The following is a 20,059-nucleotide window of genomic DNA, read 5'->3' as shown; positions in this document are numbered from 1 at the left end:
AAGCCGTGGTGAAAACAGCCGAGAAGGATAATAAACCGTCATTTTATAAAGACGCTGTCTTTGAAATGAACGGGGAAGAAAGAGGTCTTGATATCCTGGTAAAACCATTTCGCCAGCACAACCTGGATAATGAAGTCACTTTTGTAGTCACTTTTATTGAAAAGGAGCCAAAGATACAGGATGCTGTTGAGGTTGAAAAAGTTACCTTAACAAGCCGCACAAAAATCTACATACAGGAACTGGAGGAGGAATTGAAAAAAACCAAGGAAGAGTTACAAACCTCCCTGGAAGAAATTGAGACCAGTAATGAAGAGTTGCAGGCAGCCAATGAAGAATTGCTGGCCAGTAATGAAGAACTGCAAAGCACTAATGAGGAGCTACAAAGTGTTAACGAGGAGATCAATACGGTAAATGCAGAGAATGTCCAGAAGATGGATGATCTTGCCGCCTTAAATGCAGATATGAATAACCTGCTGGAAAGTATTGATATTGGAACCATCTTCCTTGACAGTAGCCTTAGGATAAGGAAGTTTACACCGGCAATTAAGAAGCATTTTAGCCTCATAAATTCAGATATTGGAAGGCCTATTGACAATTTTACAACCAACTTTGGAACCAACAGGGGAAGAAAAGGTTTGGTAGACAGGTGTAAAAAAGTCATAGAAACAGGAAAAAAGCTGGAAAGGCATATTATCTCGAAAGAAGGCCGGCATTATCTGCAACGAATTTCACCTTTTATTAATTCCCAGCAGGATATCGAAGGTATTGTGATCACTTTTGTAGATGTGGAAACCCTGCATAAAGCACAGGAAAAACTTATAGCCAGTGAAAAGAGGTTCAAGACCTTCTATGAAAAAGATCCCGTAATGCATTTTACGGTAGATCCAAATACTTCAATTATAAAAGAGGTAAATGAAAAGGCTGTAGAGAAGCTTGAATATTCTTCGAAGGATGAACTTATAGGAAGACCAATTTTTGAATTGTATGAAGATGAAGCCCAGTTAAAAGCAGTTCGGCTTAATAAGATCTTCCTTGAGAATGGGGAATTAAATAATGTGGAGCAGGAAATGCTTACAAAAACCGGAAAAAAGGTGCCGGTTATCCTCAACTCGACTGTGGAACTGGATGAGGAGGACCAGGTTGTAAATAACCGCTACACCTGCGTGGATATATCTGAACTTAAGGAGGCACAGGAACGGTTGAAGAAAAAGAAAGTTGCCCTGGAACGAGCTAATAAGGACCTGGAACAATTTGTTTCCATTTGCTCTCACGACTTGCAGGAACCTCTTTCAACCATAAAGTTTGGTAGTGATATCCTTGGGAAGATCTACGGTAAAAAGCTGGATGAAAAGGCACGGGAGTATATAACATATATTGATAAGGCTTCAGACAGGCTTTCAAACCAGATCAAAGCTTTACTGGACCATTCCAGAATTGGACAAAATTCTGAAAGAAGCCTGGTTAATACAAAGGAGATGGTAGAGGTCGTCAAATATGACCTGGGGAAAAGGGTAAAGGATACCAATGCCAAAATACATGTGGGTAACCTGCCCAAGATAATGGCTTACGAGGTAGAACTAAGATTACTGTTCCAAAACCTTATAAGTAATGCATTAAAATATAAGTCTGATGAAAGGGACCCTGAGATAAGAATATCTGCGTACCCAGAAGATAAATATTGGGTTTTCTCAATTATGGATAATGGAATAGGTATTACTGAAGAAGACCAAAAGAATATCTTCACAATATTTAACCGGGCCCGTACAAAAAATAAGTATGAGGGTACAGGGGTAGGACTGGCGCATGCTGAAAAGATCGTCATACTCCATGAAGGAAGTATTTGGGTAGATTCGCAACCCGGTGTAGGAAGTACCTTTTATTTCAAACTTAAAACAGAAGAATGAGTTCCACCCCGGGATTTTATCCTGATAATGTTAACTTAACCAATTGTGATAAAGAGCCTATCCATATCATAGGAAAGGCACAAGCCCACGGAGTTATCCTGGCTTGTAATAAAGATACTTTGGAAATCACCCAGTGCAGTAAAAATGCGGGAAGGATTCTTGGTATTGAAACCGGAGATCTTTTAGGGAAGCCCCTGTCAATACTTTTGCCTGCAAATGAACTCGATCGTCTTTATGCGGGGCAGGAAGAAAAGATCTTAATGCCGGAGCTGCCATTTAATGATCAAACTTTCCTTGTAATTGCTCATATTTCCAATGAAAGTATTGTCCTTGACATCGAACCTGCGGGAGACAACCTTAGCCCGGTGCAATTCCAGGAACAGTTAAGTAAGATCCTGAATGAACTTAACGCTGCCCAAACCATTGATCAAATAAATAGTCGGGCTGTTGACCTTATAAAATACCTCTATGGTTATGACAGGGTGATGCTCTACCGTTTTGATGAAGAATGGAATGGAGAAGTAGTGGCAGAGGTAAAAGAAGAACACCTGGAAAGCTGGCTTGGTTTACACTATCCTGCTACAGATATTCCAAAGCCATCCCGTGAACTTTTTCTTAAACAGGGGGTACGTATTATCCAGGATGTCAATTATACTCCTTCTCCCCTGGAACCGCAATTGTCACCAATTAATGAAGAACCGCTGGACCTATCCCGGTCTGAACTTAGAGGTGTTTCACCCATTCATATTGAATATCTTAAAAATATGAAAGTGGGCGCCTCCCTAACTGCGGCGATAGTGCTTAATGGAAAGTTATGGGGGTTGATCGCCTGCCATCACTATGAATCCAGATTTATAAATTATCACCAAAGACAATCTGTAAAGCTCCTTACTCAGGTATATACGAACAGGCTTGCCATGATCTCTTCTGAAACTTACAAGAAAAGATCCCTTGAGGCCAGGGAAATTAGGGAAGCTATCATATATAGCCTGAAAACAGGGAATATTGCAGAGGCACTTAACACAGGCACTCCTGGGCTCATAGGAGTCCTGGAATCTACCGGTGCAGCATTTTACTATAATGGCCAATTGAGTTTAACAGGAACAACTCCCTCTCCTGAAGAGACAGAGGAGCTTATCAAGTCATTTATTTCAAAACAGGAAAATGTGTACCAAACAAGGAATTTGGTATCACAATATGCACCGGCAGAAAATTTTAAGGAAAAAGCATCTGGTGTTTTATCTGTTGAAATTGGGGAGGAGCAGGGAAATTATTTGCTTTGGTTTAGAAAGGAGTCTGCGCAAACTGTAGATTGGGGAGGAAAACCTCAAAAATCCCAAAAGATAGAGGAGGGGGTCTCTGTACTCCATCCCAGGAAATCCTTTGAAAAATGGACCCAAAAAGTTTCGGGAATAGCTTTACCATGGAAGGATTATGAAATAGACGCAGCTATAGCTTTTAGAGACAGTCTTACCCACGTGATCCTGGAGCAGCAACAGGAAGAGATCAAAAAGCTTAATGAAAGACTTCAGGTTGTAAATAAAGAACTTGAAGCTTTTAGTTACAGCGTTTCCCACGACCTAAGAGCACCTTTAAGAGGAATACGGGGATTTGCCAATATACTTAAGGAAGACTATGCAGGTAACCTTGATGAAGAAGGTAACAGGGCAATAGAGATCATCATTGAATCTGCAACTGAGATGAATTCTTTGATAGATGATCTCTTATTGTATGCTAAGCTTGGAGAGGAACCTGTACCCCAAACTCCTGTAGATATCAATAAAATACTTACTTCACTGCTTTCCTCTTTTAATTTAAAAGACGATTATCCTAATACTACTGTACATATTGAGGAAAACTTACCCGAAGTTTATGGGAATAAGCGTTTAATTACCCAGCTTTTTTCAAATCTTCTTAACAATGCTCTTAAATACTCAGGTAAAAAAGAAAGACCTTTGGTAGAAATTGGAACACAAAAAGGACCTACGGGTGACACAGTATTTTTTATAAAAGATAATGGAATAGGTTTTGATCTCAAGTTCCGGGAAAAGATATTTAAGGTCTTTACCCGCCTCTCAGGCAAAGAATATCCCGGTACAGGTATAGGTTTGGCAATTGCCCGCAAGGTGGTGCTAAAGCATGGTGGTTCCCTGTGGGTGGAGAGTTCTCCCGGGGAAGGTGCAAATTTCTTTTTCACCCTGAGTAATAAAAACTAAAAGAAAGTATCGAAGTATGATCACACTACCTTTGCGAATATTACTGGTTGAAGATGTGGAGACAGATGTGCTGCTCACCATAAGGCACCTTAATAAAATTATTGAATCACCTCACATTAAGGTAGTAAGTAATCTGGATGATTGCAGAAAGGAGCTCATTAATTTTGTGCCAGATGTTGTGATCTCAGATTATAATCTTCCCACATGTAACGGCCTTGAGGTACTCGAGATCACACAGGCAACAGATAACTCTGTGCCATTCATATTTTTAACAGGTGCCATTGAAGATGAGGAAATGGCAGCCAATACAATTCTTGCAGGGGCTTCAGGGTTTGTACTTAAAAAAGATATGAATAACCTGGATGAAAAATTACGTCCAATCCTTAAAAAGATCGTATTTAATATGGATTCCCGGGAGGAGCTTAGGGAGCGGATAAGACGGAATAAAATTGCTGTGAACCAGATCCATAATTACCTGGATAATATAAAAATGGATAATGAGGAACAAAAGCAAAACATCAATAAGATAAGGCAAAATATTGAGGGATTAAACTTTGATGACGATGCTAAATAAACTACGGGAAGCGACAGAGGTTTTACACAAGGAAATAGAAAAGGATAACCTTGCAGGGTTGATCATTTCAAATAAAATAACCCTGGAGGAATATAAGTTGCTATTGCTTCAAAATTATATTGCTTATGCTGTTACAGAGCAGGAAATAGCCTTACGTCTTCCTTCTTATGATGCTGTTAAATTCCCTCAACTGGAGAAAGATCTTATCCTCCTAAATGTAATAATACCACCCCTTGATGGCTTTAAGGAAAAATTTACTGTAAAAAATGAAGCTGAGGCTTATGGAGCAGCTTATGTTGTGGAAGGTAGTGCCTTAGGCGGAATGTTAATTGCAAAGGAGTTGCCAAATTGCCCATCTCTGGCCGCAATTGAAAAACATTCATTTTTTAATGGTAACAGGCAAAATATAAACGGTTGGAAGGAATTTTGTAAAAATATTAAGAACAGAAAATTTTCTTCTGCTGAAGAAGAAATGGCTGTTCAAAAGGCCAGGGAAACCTTCCTGTTCTTTTCTGAAATATTTAATCAGGTGAAATTAGACTTACAGGTTTAAAGGCTGTTCTTAAGGAAAATTTCACTTTTCACCTCTTTCTTTCCCTGGTCCCTTAACAAAATTTTAATTTTGGGGGTAATCCCCCATATAATAGGTCACCAGGATCCTCTAATTTTATATTAATCTAATAAGAATTCGCAACCCTACCCGATTCTTACACTTCCCCCTACTGAGTTCTAATTAAAAATATAGTCAGGACTATTAAGAATAACCGGTAGCTATTGGTTACAATATATCCTTTTTAATAATAAAATAGTTTCGTTTTGAAATCGAGTACTGTTTCACGGGGTTAATTATTTGGAGTTTTAATTAATGTTAGTTTTAGTTCGCAGAAAAATCGCCTCAGGGCGATTTTTCATTTTAGACCGATTTTTCCCTTAATTTGGTTGCTTTACTTTCGTTATAATTGCTTGCTTTTCAATTTTTATTTAGGTTTACATACTACAACATCAATCCTCGTCTCCATGAAATTTACTTCAGTTCTTTTTACGTTTCTGGTTTTTATTTATACTTCAAACCACAGCATTTTTGCCCAACAAGGTAGGATCCCTGCGAGGGCAGATTCTGGAATGGTGGTCACAAGCCATTACCTGGCCTCCCAGGTGGGAAATGATATTCTGGCACAGGGAGGAAATGCTATAGACGCCACGGTTGCGACTGCCTTTGCTTTGGCAGTCACCCTACCATCTGCAGGTAATATTGGAGGTGGGGGTTTTATAGTATATAAGAGAAGTGACGGTGAGCAAACAGCTTTCAATTTCAGGGAAAAGGCACCCCTGGCAGCCCATTCCAAAATGTTCTTGAATGAACAGGGTAAAATCAAAGATAATTCGAATCATGAAGGACTTCTTTCTGTTGGAGTACCGGGTACAGTAGCTGGTCTTTATAAAGCTCATCAAAAAATGGGATCATTGCCCTGGGAGGGACTTCTAAACCCTGCAATTGAACTGGCAGAAGGAGGTTTTCCCTCCACATATTATATGACGTGGTTCCTGGAGTGGGTAAAGAATAATAAAGAGGAGTACGCGTCTACGGCCAGGGCTTTTTTAAAGAAAGGAGAGGAAATATATAATCCCGGGGAAACCTGGAGACAACCAGAACTCGCAGAGACCTTAAAAAGAATTAGAGACGGGGGTGCAGATGGGTTTTATAAAGGGGAAACCGCCCGTCTCATCGAAGAATATATGAAGGCGAATGGTGGGTTAATAACTCGGGAAGATCTCGAAAAATATGAGGCAGAAGAGGTGAAGCCTATAACAGGTACCTACAGGGATTATGAGATTATCTCAATGCCGCCTCCAAGCTCAGGCGGGGTTGCGCTTATAGAAATGCTCAATATCCTTGAAGGTTTTGATCTAAGGGGTATGGGCCATAACTCTGCCAAATATTTGCATACCCTCACCGAGGCAATGCGACGTGCATATGCAGACAGGGCACTGCACCTGGGAGATCCAAATTTTAATGAAAATATGCCAATTGATAAACTTATATCCAAGGATTACGCAACCGGTTTAAGGAATTCTATTAAGAAATCGAGCGCATCTGTGAGTGATTCCTCCCAATTTTCAGCAGCACATTTTTTACCCGAAAGCCCTCAAACTACTCATATCTCTGTAGTGGATAGGGATGGCAATGCGGTTTCAATGACTTATACCCTGGAGGCAAGTTACGGCTCGCGTATTGTGGTTGAGGGAGCAGGGTTCCTGCTTAATAATGAGATGGGAGATTTTAATCCAATCCCCGGGTATACAGATTCCCGGGGTTTAATTGGAACAGAAGCTAACCTGGTGGCTCCGGAAAAAAGGATGTTATCAAGTATGACCCCCACTATAGTTGCCAGAAACGGAAAGCCCGTAATGGTGATAGGTTCACCCGGAGGACGTACAATAATAAATACTGTATTACAGGTAATTCTTAATGTAGTGGATCACGAACTGGATATTGCAAAAGCGATAGAATCTCCGCGTATTCACCACCAGTGGCTGCCAGACAGGACATCCTTTGAACGTTGGGGTTTTTCACCAGATACTGTAAAGCTCTATGAAGAGATGGGGCATAGCATACGCTGGATCAATAACCAGGGACAGGCCATGGGAATTTTTCTTGAGGAGGAAAGCGGGATCTATTTTGGAGCTGCTGATTCCCGCAGCTATGACGGCAGGGCTATCGGGTTTTAGTTAGCTAATAAATCTGTTTTTTTAAACCAGCAAATCGATCTCGACATAGGTGGAGGTGGATCTAAAAAAAAATAGAAAATTGATCTTTTGCAGGACAATGAATATTGGTATTTGCCAGAAACTTATATTAATGCAGTTCTGGTTCGATCAGCGAAAGCAATCCAGACAAATTTATTGGAAGACAGAGATTTTGAATCATTGGTGTCCAATTAATATTAAGTGAAAATTCGTTTAGCTTTGCTATATATTGTCTGTGGTCATGTCAACCTCAACCTAGGGGTGGTTTTGAATCTAAAATAGTTTAAGAAAATTTATGCTTTTTAAAATTGGGTGAAACGCTTTTTACCATAGATATAGATTTTAGTCTAGGTTCTATATTCTAGCAGCATAAGCGGTCTAGACTCTTGAACCAGACAACAATGATTTGAAATACATAATTTACTAAACATAGATTCTTATGAGATTTCTTACGGTAATTATTTTTTTGTTTTTCACCTTACAAACTTATGCGCAGGAAGATGGAGTGGAAAATTATGATTTGCTCATTAAAAACGCCACGGTCATTGATGGGACGGGAGCAGGTGCATATAACGGCTATCTTGGAATTAAAGATGGAGAGATCATTTCTATAGGTGATAAAATACCTCATCATTATAAAACGAAGCAGGAAATTGATGCCACAGGATTCACAGTCACTCCCGGTTTTATAGATTCCCATTCTCATGGAGACCCTTTAGAAACGCCTGAATTTAAAAATTTCCTTGCCATGGGGGTAACCACTATAACCCTGGGACAGGATGGCCACAGCCCCGCAGAGGCAGATCTTTCTTCCTGGATGCAAAAGGTAAATGATAAGAAGCCGGCTGTAAATATCGCGATGTTTGTAGGTCATAATACCCTTCGCACTCTGGCAGGGGTTAATTTTGACAGCATCCCATCCAATGAAGGTTTAAATACGATGCAACGGCTTCTCAAAAACGGCTTTTCTGCCGGTGCCTTTGGAATGTCCACCGGCCTGGAGTATACTCCCGGGAATTTTTCCCGGCAGGAAGAATTGAATGCATTGGCTAAGACAGTAGGAGAGGAGCAGGGTATTATTATGAGCCATATGCGTAATGAGGATGATAAGGAATTAGAAAATGCTCTTGAGGAGCTTCTCATACAAGGCAGGTATGCCCCGGTTCACGTGTCGCATATAAAAGTGGTATACGGCAAAGGCAGGAACCGGGCACTGGAGATTATCAAAATACTTGATAGCGCGAGGAATGCCGGCATCAAAGTAACGGGAGACCTTTATCCATACACCGCCAGCCATACTGGAATTGCTATTTTATTTCCTGCCTGGGCAAAAAAGCCAAATAATTATCCAGAGATAGTATCTGGCAGGAGAGTGGAGTTAGAAGATTTTCTACGGAAAAAAGTCGCCCAACGGAATGGGCCTGAAGCTATATTACTGGGGTCAGGAAGTTTTAAAGGAAAGACTCTTGCCGATGTTTCCCAACAACTGAAGAAACCCTTTGAGCAGGTCCTAATAGATGAGATTGGTCCTTATGGGGCAGGTGCTGCACATTTTATAATGGAAGAGGAACTTCAAACAACTTTTTTGCTGGATGACCAAATCTGTATATCATCAGATGGTAGCCCCACCATGTATCATCCCCGGGGGTATGGTAGCTTTTCAAAGGTTATACAAAAATATGTCCTGCAGGAGAAGATCCTTGACCTGGAAGAAGCTGTATATAAAATGACAGGTTTACCGGCACAAATCCTTCAGCTAAAAGACAGGAGCTTATTAAAAAAAGGATATAAGGCAGACGTTCTAATATTTAAACCTGAAGAAATTAAGGCACATGCCACTTACGAAAAACCACATCAACTCGCTGAGGGCATGAAATTTATTATTGTAAACGGGAGGTTGGTTATGGAAAATGGGAATTTTACAAAAATTCGAAACGGAAAAGTCCTTTCGAGATGAGACCTTTGGGTTTTCTTGTCTAATTTCTTCCCGGGCTACTCTATTTCAAGATTATGAAATAGAATCTCAAAGGTTGTTCCCTGTTTTGGTGCACTTTTTACTGCTATCTGGGCATCATGTTCTTTTAGAATATTTTTAACCGAGGTAAGACCAATTCCTGTCCCTGTACTTTTGTTGGTATAAAATGCATCAAAAAGGCGATCTATTTGGTCCTGCTCCAATCCATGACCGTTATCTTTTATGCTAAGAAGGAAATCTGTTTTATGTTTTTCTATTTTCAGCTCAATGACTCCCTCCTGGGGTGTGGTTGCTTCACTGGCATTTACTATAATATTAAGCAGTGCAATTTTCAGTTTTTCTTTATCGGCCAATATATAATAAGGCCCGTCATCATAGTTTTTAATAACATTGATCCCTGTAAGGTAGATCCTGTCTGCAGCTTGTTCGAGAGAATGCTCAACACAAAGGGCAAGATCTGTTTTTTCCAACTTTAAGGCAGTATAATTTGAAGCGTTTAAAAGATTTGATACAAGATCGTTAAGAACGTTTGTGCTTCTTGAAAGAATATCAAGATAATTATTCATTTCCTCCTGCTGGGATCTTTCCAGCTTATGTTTTATAACATCTGTTGCCATTCTAATACTCGCCAGGGGGTTTCGCAGTTCATGGGCAAAGGTTCGCGCCACTTCCCCCTGTATAGAAAGTTTTTCAGCATTAATAAGAGCCAGTTGGGTGTTTTTTTGTTCTGTGATATTTCTTACCAGCAGCACATATTCTTCGACCCAATCAGCCTCTTTTCTGCTAAAGATCTTACCACGGGCATTAAACCATTCCCAATTACTACCCGAGGTTTTCACTCTAAACTCTGCATCGTGAATTTCATCATCGCCAGATTTTAATATTTTTTTGTGGAAGTCTACCAGTTTTTCCCTGTCCCGGGGATGAAGATATGCTAATACATCTGGCAGGGACATTCCTTCAATCCTTTCCTTTGTCATCCCCACATTAGGCAACATATCCTGGTTTATATATCTCACAATATATTTATCAAGATTTATTATGAATATAGTATCTGGTGAGGTTTGTACCAGCTGTTTATTGAATTTGACGGCTTCCTCCATTCTTTGGGTTTGCCGTTTTCTTTGGGTAACGTCTTCAATTGAGGTGATTAGCAACTCCCCCTGCTTTCTCGCAGTGATCCTAAACCAGTTGTTATACCCATCCTTACCGTAATATATTTCCTTATCCATCACCACTCCCGTGGACATGACTTCCTTAAAATGATCAAAAATTCCCAGTTTTACGCCGTGCGTGGTAGTTTCCAGGTACGTTTTCCCGGGAAGATGACGATCATCTTTTAAATATAATTCCTGGAGGACCTTATTAACCCTAAGAAACTCAAAATCTGCAATTTTACCATCCTGGTCATAAATTGGTTTATAAACAGCAATAGCCAGGTTAGTTGTATCAAAAACAGCCTCCAATAGCCTGGCATTTTGTTCAAGTTCTAACTGGCGTTGTTGGGCCTTTTCCTCAAGCTCTTTCTTAGTATTGATTAAATTTTCTTCTGCAAGCTTACGCTCTGTCACATTTTTAAAAAGTACTGCAATTTGGCGGCTCTTTTCCCCACCGATACGAAATGCATAGCAATCATACCACACATCATCAAGTTCTTTTGCCTGCTCCTGGAACCGCCGGGATTTACCTGTTAAAGCTATTTCCCCATAAACCTCAAACCAATGGCTGTCATGCTGCGGTATTAATTCACGAATTGTTTTACCCTCCACATTCTTGAGGTTCACATGATATTCAAAGGCTGAATTTGTTTCCAGGAATAGATAATCTACTGGTTCTCCCTTCTTATTAAAGATAAGTTCAATTATGCAGTAGGCTTCATCTATGGAGTCGACTAAATACTGATAATGATAAGAGGGCGCGTTTAATTGCTCCACCTCTTTACAAATAGTGGATGCTGTTTTTTGAGAATTCAAGTCAGGGTGCACATATTTTATTCGTGATAAAAGTGCTTTTGTCTCATTATTTGGGCTCCAGAGATATTGCCTGTCCCTGAAACAAAACTTCATCCAGGAATCTTCCCTGGATTTTATCCTTACCACAATCTCCTTTTCCGTATTAGGTTCCTTATATAAGATTTCAAGATGATCCAAATATTTTTGTTTATCTGCAGGGTGAATTAGCTCACTTAAAAAAAGATTGGGAGGTGTTAGTACTTTCTCTGCCTTTACCCCAAGGAGTTCCTCTACGATTTCACTCACATAGGATATACGATTATTTTCCAGGTCAATGACGAGGAGCACTTCTTCGACGCCCTTGCCTTTATTAACCTGTTGCTCTACCTGTTTTTGATGTAATTTTTGTTTCAATGGGACTGGTAATTAGGAAAATTAGCGAAATATAGGGTGGGGGAATTTCTCAATTAATTTAGCTAAAAAAATTTAAAAAAGTTAATTTATAATTAAAAATTGTTAATAAATCTTAAACTTTCATCTGGTTGAATCCTAAAGCAGGAAATTTTTAACGTTTTTCATCTCCCCGGGTAAAAGCTTCTCCAGGGTTTCTTCCCCTATTCGAACCCTTACCAGCCGTAGGGTAGGAAAACCTACAGCAGCAGTCATTTTTCTCACCTGCCTGTATTTTCCCTCGACAAGAGTGATACTAATCCACGAAGTAGGACCATGCCTTTCATCTCTAATTTTTTTACCTCTTTCAGGGAAGGAAGGGGGATAGGGTAAAACTCCAACCTTACATGGCAAAGTTGTATAGTTCCTACCGTTTATGCTTATTTCAATGCCGCTTTGAAGTTTCTTTACTGCCTTGGCTGTTATAAGGCCATCCACCTGCACGTAATACTCCTTTTCAACTTTTTTACTTCTTACCTGTTCACTTATTATTCCGTTAGTTGTGAGAAGTAAAAGGCCTTCAGAAGTTTCATCAAGCCTACCTATGGCCATTGTTCCAGGGGGGAAATCGTGAAGTTCGCCTAAAAGTTTCTTGTTTCTCCTGGTGTTTTGATTATTGGTAAACTGGCTTAAATAACCATAAGGTTTAAAGATCTTAAAGTGTTGATAGGCCATAAAAGCTTGAGCATTAATAAAATTTGGAACTCCCTGGAAGAACCCAAAAATTAAAGGGTTTGAGCGGTAAAAATAAGGTTAATCCTATAAATTGAATTATCTTTGATAGAGCATTTAATTCAATAATTAAAAGTTTTTATTCATAAACCAAAATTGTTTAAACTATGAACACAATTAGTAAAATACTCTTTTTATTAGCTGCCACTGTATTAATAAGCTGTGGTGAAAAAAAGGAAGAAGAAGAAGAGAAGGTAACCATTGGTAACCAAAATAGAACAGAATCTTCTACTACATCCTCCACCAGATCCCAGGAAGCAACTACTACAGAGGGAGATGTAGCAGAGGTCACCCTTGGCGGGAACGACCAAATGCAGTTCGATAAAAAGGAAATACGTGTTAAAGCAGGACAAACCGTACGGCTTACCTTTAGGCACACCGGCCAAATGGCAAAAAATGTTATGGGGCACAACTTCGTGCTGCTAACCCAGGGTACTAATATTAATGAATTTGGACAGGCTGCTGTAAAGTTCCCAGACAATGATTATATCCCTGAAGACAAAAGCAATGTAATTGCACATACCAAAATGCTTGGAGGGGGAGAAACTACCACTATCGAATTTGAGGCGCCTGAAGCAGGTACCTATGATTATATTTGTAGCTTCCCGGGGCATTATGCAATTATGCAGGGTAAATTCATCGTGGAATAATAGAATTAGATCTACTACCAATGCCTGTTCCAATCGCGGAACAGGCATTTTTTATTTCAGTTGGATTAGAGATTATTTTTGGCAACAAAAATGAATGAAAAAAAATCACTGCTGCTGCTCCAAAATTGAATTAATCATAATATAAACCCCGATTATTCAGGATTTCATAAGAGGTGAAATTTTTTAATTCACCTGTCTCAATTTTTCCTGAAAGTATGCCTTTGACGTTTTTAAAAATCTTAGTTTTAAGGCTTATTGAGAGCTTGACCTATGGAAGTTAAAAGACATTTTGTAATAGATTTTGACAGCACTTTCACAAAAGTGGAAGCACTGGATGTGCTAGGGGAGATCTCCCTTCAAAACGATGTTGAGAAAAAGAGAAAGTTAAAGGAGATCGAAGACCTTACAGATCTGGGAATGAAAGGGGAGATCTCCTTTAGGGAATCATTGGAGAAACGGCTTGCACTTCTGGAAGCCAGAAAGCATCATCTCGAACCTCTTATAGAAAGTCTAAAAGAAAAAGTATCTATTTCATTTGTTCGCAACCGTGAATTCTTTAGGGAGCACAGTGAAAATATTTATATTGTATCCAATGGGTTCAGGGAATTTATTGTTCCAATTGTAGAGGAATACGGTGTGAGGGGAGAGAATGTTTTTGCCAATAGCTTTGAATTCAATGAAGAAGGTAAGATTACAGGTTTTGATGCTTCAAACGTACTTTCCTCAAATAACGGTAAGGTTGAAAAACTTAAAGAACTCAAACTCCAGGGGGACGTATATGTGATAGGGGATGGATATACAGATTATGAGATCAAAGCCTCTGGCCTTGCAAATAAATTTTATGCTTTTACTGAAAATGTGGAGAGGGAAAAAGTACTTGCCAAGGCAGACCATATTACTCCCAGTCTCGATGAATTTTTATTCCTACACAAAATGAACAAAGCTATATCATACCCAAAGAACAGGATCAATGTGTTACTTCTTGAAAATGTGCACCCCGATGCTGTAAAGAAAATGAAGGAGGAAGGTTACCAGGTAAATATACATACCGGTGCCATGGATGAGGACGAACTTGCCGAGCAAATCAAGGATGTCTCTGTATTGGGGATAAGATCCAAAACACAGCTCACTAAAAAGGTACTTGATAATGCCAATCGTCTCATTGCAGTGGGGGCATTTTGTATAGGAACCAATCAAATTGATTTGCAGGAATGCCTGGAAAAAGGGGTGGCAGTTTTTAATGCGCCTTATAGCAATACCCGCTCTGTAGTAGAAATGGCTATAGGAGAAATTATTTTGCTTATGCGCAATATCCCAGATAAAATGGCCTTAATGCACCAGGGAAAGTGGGATAAATCTGCCAGTAACAGTTTCGAGACCAGGGGTAAAAAATTGGGGATAGTAGGATATGGAAATATAGGGGCGCAACTTTCTGTAGTGGCAGAGTCTATTGGTTTTGATGTCTATTATTATGATGTAGAGGAAAAGTTGCCTTTGGGGAATGTAACTAAATGTAATTCCCTAAAAGAGCTGCTTAATAAGGTAGATATTATAAGCCTTCACGTTGATGGAAGGCGCGAGAATAAAGATCTCATCAATGAGGAAAAATTCAGCCAGATGAAAGATGGGGTTATATTTTTAAACCTTAGCCGTGGCCATGTGGTAGATATACCTGCGCTTAAACGAAATATCGAATCAGGGAAGGTAATTGGAGCCGGGATTGATGTTTTTCCACAAGAACCTAAAACAAATAATGAAGAGTTCACCTCAGAACTTATAGGATTGCCAAATGTGATCCTTACCCCTCATATAGGGGGGAGTACCCAGGAGGCACAGGAGAATATTGGCAATTTTGTACCGGGCAAGATTATGGAGTATATTAATACCGGAAGCACTACCAACAGTGTGAATTTTCCAAACCTGCAGCTTCCGGTTTTAAAGGATGCACACAGGCTTATCCATATTCACCGTAACACACCCGGGGTGCTGGCTGAAATTAACCGAATCCTTGCCAATCACGATATCAATATTGTTGGACAATATCTTAAAACCAATGAAACCATAGGTTATGTGATAACAGATATTGATAAGGAATATGATAAAGCTGTGATAAGTGACCTTAAAAAATTAAAAGGGACTATAAGGTTTAGAGTACTTTATTAGGAAATGGAAACATCTGGAGCAGTATACTTATGGCTGCAGGATATGAACAGGTGAAATTTCTCTATATAAAAATATAGGCCAACACCTTTTCAGTTTGTGGTTTTGGGTCTGGATTATTTTAAAAGGCTTCATTTCCATAACAGAAATTAAGGCATTTTTCAGGCAAAACTTATATGATTAGGGCCTAAACTTAGGATCTATGTTCTTGCTTTCAGCAGCGAAAACGATCTACAATCTGTATCGGATAATAAGAATATTAGTTTAGAATTCAACACTTTTGCTGTACGCTTTCCATAACCTTTAACGCAGCGTCATCTGTTAAATATTCAAAGGAAATACTTCCTTCATTTTGATTGATTCGTATATTTCTTAAACCACTTATTTCCGACAGTTTTTGAACAATACACCTTAAACCGTCTTCCAAATTAAATTCCTGTAAAATTACTTTAGCTCTCATAATTTCCAATTTTTTGCATTAAACCATTTTTCTATCTCTCTATGCGTTTGAAGAGAACACTACAAATTTGAGAAGAATAAGCGGAAAAAATTATGAGCAATATCAGGATTTGAACAAATACAACAATTATTATGTGCTACAGCCGGTTTTTATTGGGAATTTAGTTGGTATATTATGAGTGTTGTAATGATCTTCTTAATTCTCCTGCTCACTTGTAGTCAGCTGGATTGTAACCACCTCATTTAATGCTGGAAGCTGCACTTTCCATTTATAGAGGTCCTTGATCTTGACCCTCAGGGCATCCCTGGCGGTTTCTTCCCCGTGAATAAGAAATACCTGTTCTGGAATATTCTTCAATTGAGATATCCACTCCAGCAATTCGCCCTGGTCGGCGTGTGCAGAGAGGTTTTGGATATGGAGAATCTTTGCCTTAACTGCACAAAATTTTCCAAAGATCTTTATTTCGTGGGCACCTTCGAGGAGTTGCCGTCCTCTGGTACCTTCTGCCTGGAACCCAGCCAGCATTATAATATTTTTATCATCTTCTATGAGATACCTTAAATAAGTTAAGATCCTCCCACCGGTAACCATCCCACTTCCTGCAATGACCACTTTGGACCTGGGGTCATCAATAGTATTCCATGTATCTTTATAGGAGGTAATTATCCTGAAGTGTTTTTGCATCTCAATGAATTCCTGTAGTGACAGTTTATGCCATGAGGAGAAATTCTGAAAGACTGCCAGTACATTATTCCCCATAGGACTGTCAACAAAAACAGGAATGGGCGGAATTTTTCCTGCTTTGTAAAGTTTCCATAGCCTTACCATGAGTGTTTGCATTCTTTCTACGGCAAAGCTGGGGATAATTAAATTTCCTTTTTTCTCGAGTATTTCCTGTATGGTTTTTATAAGAATAGAATCTGTCTCCTCAGGAGGGTGTAGCCTATTACCATATGTGCTTTCCAAAAATAAGTAGTCTGCCCACTCAGGTTTTTTGGGAGGTTCCAGGAGGGTGTCATTCTCTCTTCCAACATCGCCGGAGAATAAGAATATCTTTCCAAAAATTTCCAGTTCTATAAAGGAAGATCCTATAATATGGCCATTCGTCTGGAACCTGTATTTTATAGATTCATTGAAGATATGCCATTGACCTGGCTCAACTGGCTGGAAATTTTTTATTGTAGCCTCAGCATCCCTTACGGTATATAGGGGCAGGGAAGGATGATGTGTTCCTGTATCATCTTCATTTGCCTGTTTTGCTTCTTCCTCCTGGATTTGTGCACTATCCTGAAGGATGACTTTCGCAATGGCAAGGGTTGGGGCTGTACCAGTGATTTTTCCTTTATAACCTTCTCTGCTAAGCCTGGGCAGAAATCCTGTATGATCAAGATGGCCATGAGTGAGCACTATTAGGTCAATTTCCTTTGGCGGGAAAGGAAATGGTTTCCAGTTAAGTAATCGAAGTTCTTTTAATCCCTGGAACATTCCGCAGTCAATTAATATATTGCCTGCGCCGGTCTCAAGAAGAAATTTTGATCCTGTGACAGTTCCTGCCGCACCTAAAAAATGGATCTTAACCTGTTGTGTTTTCATGAAGTGGGGGCGATTTTCTCCTTACATAATGATTCCATCTCCTTTAATATCCGTTGTTTTCTTGCCTGGCCAATTTCCAGTTGATCAAGGTAAAGCTTGTCATCTATTAAATCACGGCATAACACCAGGTCCCGACTTAAAAGAAATTGTTTCTCCCTTGCTGTTAGCAAAGTGGAAACAGTAACAGGAAAAAGGCCAAGTTGATCGATGCGATCTTTAATACCCTTACCCGGGGGATAATCCCAGCTTAGCATTTTTAAACCAACACATGTAGCGTACGCAGCTGCATCCTTTGTGAAACGGGTATTAGTCACTACCAAGGCCTGTGAAGTAGTTACCTGCTCCAGGTCCTGCTCCTGTTGTAAAGCTGTAATATCCTGGTACCTGGAATTAATATACAATGGAACCTTTACATCACAATTGCGTCCCGGTTCGCCATGAAATTTACATTCCATTAAAAGAGTTTCCCGTTTTCCTTCTGCAACCACATCAACTTCATGTGAAACACATTTTCCTTTGAATACTTCTCCTGTTTTTACCTTATATCCGCTGTTTCTAAAAATAGCGGCTATAAATTTTTCAAAAGGAAACCCCGTGGGTCCTAATTCAAAGATTGCTTTTTTCAATTTGTACCTGGAAGCAGATAACCTGTTCTTGTTTTTTAAAAGTGAAAAAGCCAGCCGATAAACTTCTTTGGTTGTCATACCCTCATGGAGTTGCTCTTCAACCCTGGAAAGAATAGAAGGGATCAACTCCTCGTCTGTTCCTGCTTTACGTAAGGATGACGCAACCTTCTCCATTGAAAAAAGATCTCTTTCTCCAGATGCTTTTATAATATAGAAATCTTTTTTGTCCATTTTTTTAAACTTGGATTTAATACTCAAAGGCGAGCTTTATTTATGTTCCCTAAGTACCAGTACCGGCACCTGTGGGTGAAAACCAATTTCACTCACGAGGGATCTTGCAAATAGATGAGTGAAAAGACCATGTTTCCTGCTAAAGAGAGCTAGCATACTACTATTCCTGCTTTCAATAAAACTGTGGATACCTTTCGCGACTTTGACCCTGGTAAGGGTGTGGAAGGTGCAAACAAGATCCTCAAAATAATCCTCCAGTACAGCTTTATTTGTCTTCTGGTCTGTGGTTATTTCCTCATTTTCCTTGATATGCAGTACACGTATTGGAGCTTTATGATTCTTTGCGAGGTCTGCCAGGATGGCGAGTTCTTTGCGTTTATAGTAATATTTAAAATTTGTGGCAAAGACAATTTCATTAACTGGTGTATCTTTTTGAGAATCTTTATCTGGTACCACCAGTACAGGACATTCCAGTACTTTTTCCATTACGTTTACAGCGTTACTTCCATAGATTGCGTTTACAGGATTATTTTCTCCTTTGGTACCCATTATAATAAGATCAATATCATTTTTTTTCAACACCTCCTTTACAGCCCCTATGACTGTATTATACAATGAGAATGTTTTGATCTTGACTCGTGAGTTTCCGGTCCTGGATTGCAGCCCCTCAACCAGGCGCTCCAGGCCAAGTTCAGATACCTGTTTGGCCTCTTCGTAAGCTTTTTCTCCAGGCTCCGGCTCGATCACACTATCGGTTGTAAAATGAAATAACTGGTAGGCGTTAAGAAAATAAAAGGTGACCTGTGCTTCCTTATAAAGATCTATCGCATACGTTAAGGCATTCCAGGCATTCCGTGAAAAATCTGTTGGAATAAGAATATGTTTCTCCATGATCTTAATATTTTAATTGTGACAGGCGTTTTTTATTGTATTTTAATTCTTAAAGACTTCACGGGTTTGCATGATCAGGACCGGTATCTGAGAGTAATTTCCCAAATTCTTATACAGCGGATTAAAAAGTACATTCTGAAAAAAACTATGGCGTTTGTTCACAAAAGCTACCATATCACTGCCTCTGCTTTCAGTAAAACAATAAATACCTATAGCAACACTCACATGTGCCAGGCTATGAAAGGAATGCGGCACCTCCTTAAGAATTGTTTTAAGATCCTCTTTATTCTCCTGTTGGGATTTACTCAAACCATTTTCCATCACATGAAGCACCCTTATGGCCGCTCCGGTTTTATTTAATAGTTCTTTGATAAATATATACTCTTCTTCAAGTGGGGGCACCTTGAAGCCGCTGGCGAGAACAACTTCCTTGATTTTTGAAAACCTTACGTGGGAGGGGATTGCCAAAATGGGACAATTATGGATCTCTTCCATAATAGAAATTGTATTACTGCCATAGGATACATCATGAGCCGCGGTATTACCCTGCGTACCAATTATCACTACTGCTATAGGTTGTTTATTTATTTCTTCAGCAATTGCAGCAACGAGTTGTTGATTTTTAGTGACGGTAGAAAAGCTATGCTTGGGATTAGGATACCTTTGTTCAATTTCTTTAAGTAATTGATGGATCTTTTCCCGGGATTCCTGTCTTACCTTATCTCTTTCAGATTCTCCGGGTATGGGAATGAACCTGCTATTTTGCATATAGCCATTAACCTTATAGGAATTGAGAAGAATAAACCGGCATTCCTCATCTTTATAGAAATTTAAAGCATAGGAAATTGCATTATGCGAGTTCAGGGAAAAATCTGTAGGTAATAGAATGGTTTTCAT

Annotated in this window: 15 protein-coding genes; 8 read left to right on the top strand and 7 right to left on the bottom strand. The window is 39.4% G+C overall.

Translation table 11 applies throughout. The features are described from left to right. Window positions 1-8 precede the first annotated feature (8 nt). The 6 genes from FHG64_RS19515 (at window position 9) to FHG64_RS03710 (ending at window position 9,399) form a co-directional block, all read left to right on the top strand. Window positions 9-1,904 carry an ATP-binding protein gene (locus FHG64_RS19515; RefSeq protein WP_246054270.1) on the top strand — a complete coding sequence of 632 codons (1,896 nt, stop codon included), beginning with the start codon at window positions 9-11 and terminating at the stop codon, window positions 1,902-1,904. Beyond that, window positions 1,901-4,120 (top strand): ATP-binding protein, encoded by a 2,220-nt coding sequence (locus tag FHG64_RS03730; RefSeq protein ID WP_139065161.1) that lies wholly within the window; start codon window positions 1,901-1,903, stop codon window positions 4,118-4,120. Before FHG64_RS19515 ends, FHG64_RS03730 begins: the two co-directional genes overlap by 4 nt. Before the next feature lie 16 nt (window positions 4,121-4,136). Continuing rightward, window positions 4,137-4,694 carry a response regulator gene (locus FHG64_RS03725; protein WP_139065160.1) on the top strand — a complete coding sequence of 186 codons (558 nt, stop codon included), beginning with the start codon at window positions 4,137-4,139 and terminating at the stop codon, window positions 4,692-4,694. Further along, window positions 4,684-5,247 carry a biliverdin-producing heme oxygenase gene (locus tag FHG64_RS03720; RefSeq protein ID WP_139065159.1) on the top strand — a complete coding sequence of 188 codons (564 nt, stop codon included), beginning with the start codon at window positions 4,684-4,686 and terminating at the stop codon, window positions 5,245-5,247. Before FHG64_RS03725 ends, FHG64_RS03720 begins: the two co-directional genes overlap by 11 nt. A gap of 464 nt (window positions 5,248-5,711) precedes the next feature. Beyond that, window positions 5,712-7,424 (top strand): gamma-glutamyltransferase, encoded by a 1,713-nt coding sequence (ggt, locus tag FHG64_RS03715; protein WP_139065158.1) that lies wholly within the window; start codon window positions 5,712-5,714, stop codon window positions 7,422-7,424. A 457-nt stretch (window positions 7,425-7,881) separates the two neighbouring features. After that, a complete protein-coding gene (locus FHG64_RS03710; RefSeq protein WP_139065157.1) occupies window positions 7,882-9,399 on the top strand; it encodes an N-acyl-D-amino-acid deacylase family protein in 1,518 nt (505 codons plus the stop codon). 35 nt (window positions 9,400-9,434) lie between these two features. On the opposite strand, the gene FHG64_RS03705 is transcribed toward FHG64_RS03710, so the two are convergent. Together FHG64_RS03705 and FHG64_RS03700 are read right to left on the bottom strand one after the other, a co-directional pair. After that, window positions 9,435-11,783 (bottom strand): ATP-binding protein, encoded by a 2,349-nt coding sequence (locus tag FHG64_RS03705; protein WP_139065156.1) that lies wholly within the window; start codon window positions 11,781-11,783, stop codon window positions 9,435-9,437. A 135-nt stretch (window positions 11,784-11,918) separates the two neighbouring features. Beyond that, window positions 11,919-12,494: a pseudouridine synthase gene (locus FHG64_RS03700; RefSeq protein WP_139065155.1), complete on the bottom strand. Its 576-nt coding sequence runs from the start codon at window positions 12,492-12,494 to the stop codon at window positions 11,919-11,921. Between the two features lie 164 nt (window positions 12,495-12,658). Between FHG64_RS03700 and azu the strand changes: the two genes are divergently transcribed. Beyond that, window positions 12,659-13,201, top strand: coding sequence for an azurin (azu, locus tag FHG64_RS03695; RefSeq protein ID WP_139065154.1), 543 nt, complete (start codon window positions 12,659-12,661; stop codon window positions 13,199-13,201). Window positions 13,202-13,471: 270 nt separating this feature from the next. Continuing rightward, a complete protein-coding gene (gene serA, locus FHG64_RS03690; protein WP_139065153.1) occupies window positions 13,472-15,364 on the top strand; it encodes a phosphoglycerate dehydrogenase in 1,893 nt (630 codons plus the stop codon). A 268-nt stretch (window positions 15,365-15,632) separates the two neighbouring features. Here serA and FHG64_RS03685 read toward each other — a convergent pair whose 3' ends face one another. From FHG64_RS03685 to FHG64_RS03665, 5 genes are all read right to left on the bottom strand, one after another. Next, window positions 15,633-15,821, bottom strand: coding sequence for a hypothetical protein (locus tag FHG64_RS03685; RefSeq protein ID WP_139065152.1), 189 nt, complete (start codon window positions 15,819-15,821; stop codon window positions 15,633-15,635). A 195-nt stretch (window positions 15,822-16,016) separates the two neighbouring features. After that, a complete protein-coding gene (locus FHG64_RS03680) occupies window positions 16,017-17,414 on the bottom strand; it encodes an MBL fold metallo-hydrolase RNA specificity domain-containing protein (RefSeq protein WP_139065151.1) in 1,398 nt (465 codons plus the stop codon). Beyond that, complete coding sequence (locus FHG64_RS03675; protein WP_139065150.1) at window positions 17,411-18,271, bottom strand: restriction endonuclease; 861 nt, start codon at window positions 18,269-18,271, stop codon at window positions 17,411-17,413. The genes FHG64_RS03680 and FHG64_RS03675 overlap by 4 nt, the downstream gene beginning before the upstream one ends. 36 nt (window positions 18,272-18,307) lie before the next feature. Then, window positions 18,308-19,162, bottom strand: coding sequence for a universal stress protein (locus tag FHG64_RS03670; RefSeq protein ID WP_139065149.1), 855 nt, complete (start codon window positions 19,160-19,162; stop codon window positions 18,308-18,310). 42 nt (window positions 19,163-19,204) lie between these two features. Next, on the bottom strand, window positions 19,205-20,059 hold the full coding sequence (locus FHG64_RS03665) for a universal stress protein (RefSeq protein WP_139065147.1): 855 nt from the start codon (window positions 20,057-20,059) through the stop codon (window positions 19,205-19,207).

This window comes from Antarcticibacterium flavum, assembly GCF_006159205.1.
Taxonomy (GTDB): Bacteria; Bacteroidota; Bacteroidia; order Flavobacteriales; family Flavobacteriaceae; genus Gillisia; species Gillisia flava.
Note: the sequence above shows the minus strand (reverse complement) of the source record. Positions and strands in the feature narration are given on the sequence as shown.

What these genes read in the sequence shown, in the direction of transcription:
- FHG64_RS03685 (WP_139065152.1), bottom strand. Translation starts at nt 15,821, where the DNA reads ATGAGAGCTAAAGTAATTTTACAGGAATTTAATTTGGAAGACGGTTTA.
- FHG64_RS03700 (WP_139065155.1), bottom strand. Translation starts at nt 12,494, where the DNA reads ATGGCCTATCAACACTTTAAGATCTTTAAACCTTATGGTTATTTAAGC.
- FHG64_RS03670 (WP_139065149.1), bottom strand. Translation starts at nt 19,162, where the DNA reads ATGGAGAAACATATTCTTATTCCAACAGATTTTTCACGGAATGCCTGG.
- ggt (WP_139065158.1), top strand. Translation starts at nt 5,712, where the DNA reads ATGAAATTTACTTCAGTTCTTTTTACGTTTCTGGTTTTTATTTATACT.
- FHG64_RS03725 (WP_139065160.1), top strand. Translation starts at nt 4,137, where the DNA reads ATGATCACACTACCTTTGCGAATATTACTGGTTGAAGATGTGGAGACA.
- serA (WP_139065153.1), top strand. Translation starts at nt 13,472, where the DNA reads ATGGAAGTTAAAAGACATTTTGTAATAGATTTTGACAGCACTTTCACA.
- FHG64_RS03680 (WP_139065151.1), bottom strand. Translation starts at nt 17,414, where the DNA reads ATGAAAACACAACAGGTTAAGATCCATTTTTTAGGTGCGGCAGGAACT.
- FHG64_RS03720 (WP_139065159.1), top strand. Translation starts at nt 4,684, where the DNA reads ATGCTAAATAAACTACGGGAAGCGACAGAGGTTTTACACAAGGAAATA.
- FHG64_RS03730 (WP_139065161.1), top strand. Translation starts at nt 1,901, where the DNA reads ATGAGTTCCACCCCGGGATTTTATCCTGATAATGTTAACTTAACCAAT.
- FHG64_RS03710 (WP_139065157.1), top strand. Translation starts at nt 7,882, where the DNA reads ATGAGATTTCTTACGGTAATTATTTTTTTGTTTTTCACCTTACAAACT.
- FHG64_RS03665 (WP_139065147.1), bottom strand. Translation starts at nt 20,059, where the DNA reads ATGAAAACCATTCTATTACCTACAGATTTTTCCCTGAACTCGCATAAT.
- azu (WP_139065154.1), top strand. Translation starts at nt 12,659, where the DNA reads ATGAACACAATTAGTAAAATACTCTTTTTATTAGCTGCCACTGTATTA.
- FHG64_RS03675 (WP_139065150.1), bottom strand. Translation starts at nt 18,271, where the DNA reads ATGGACAAAAAAGATTTCTATATTATAAAAGCATCTGGAGAAAGAGAT.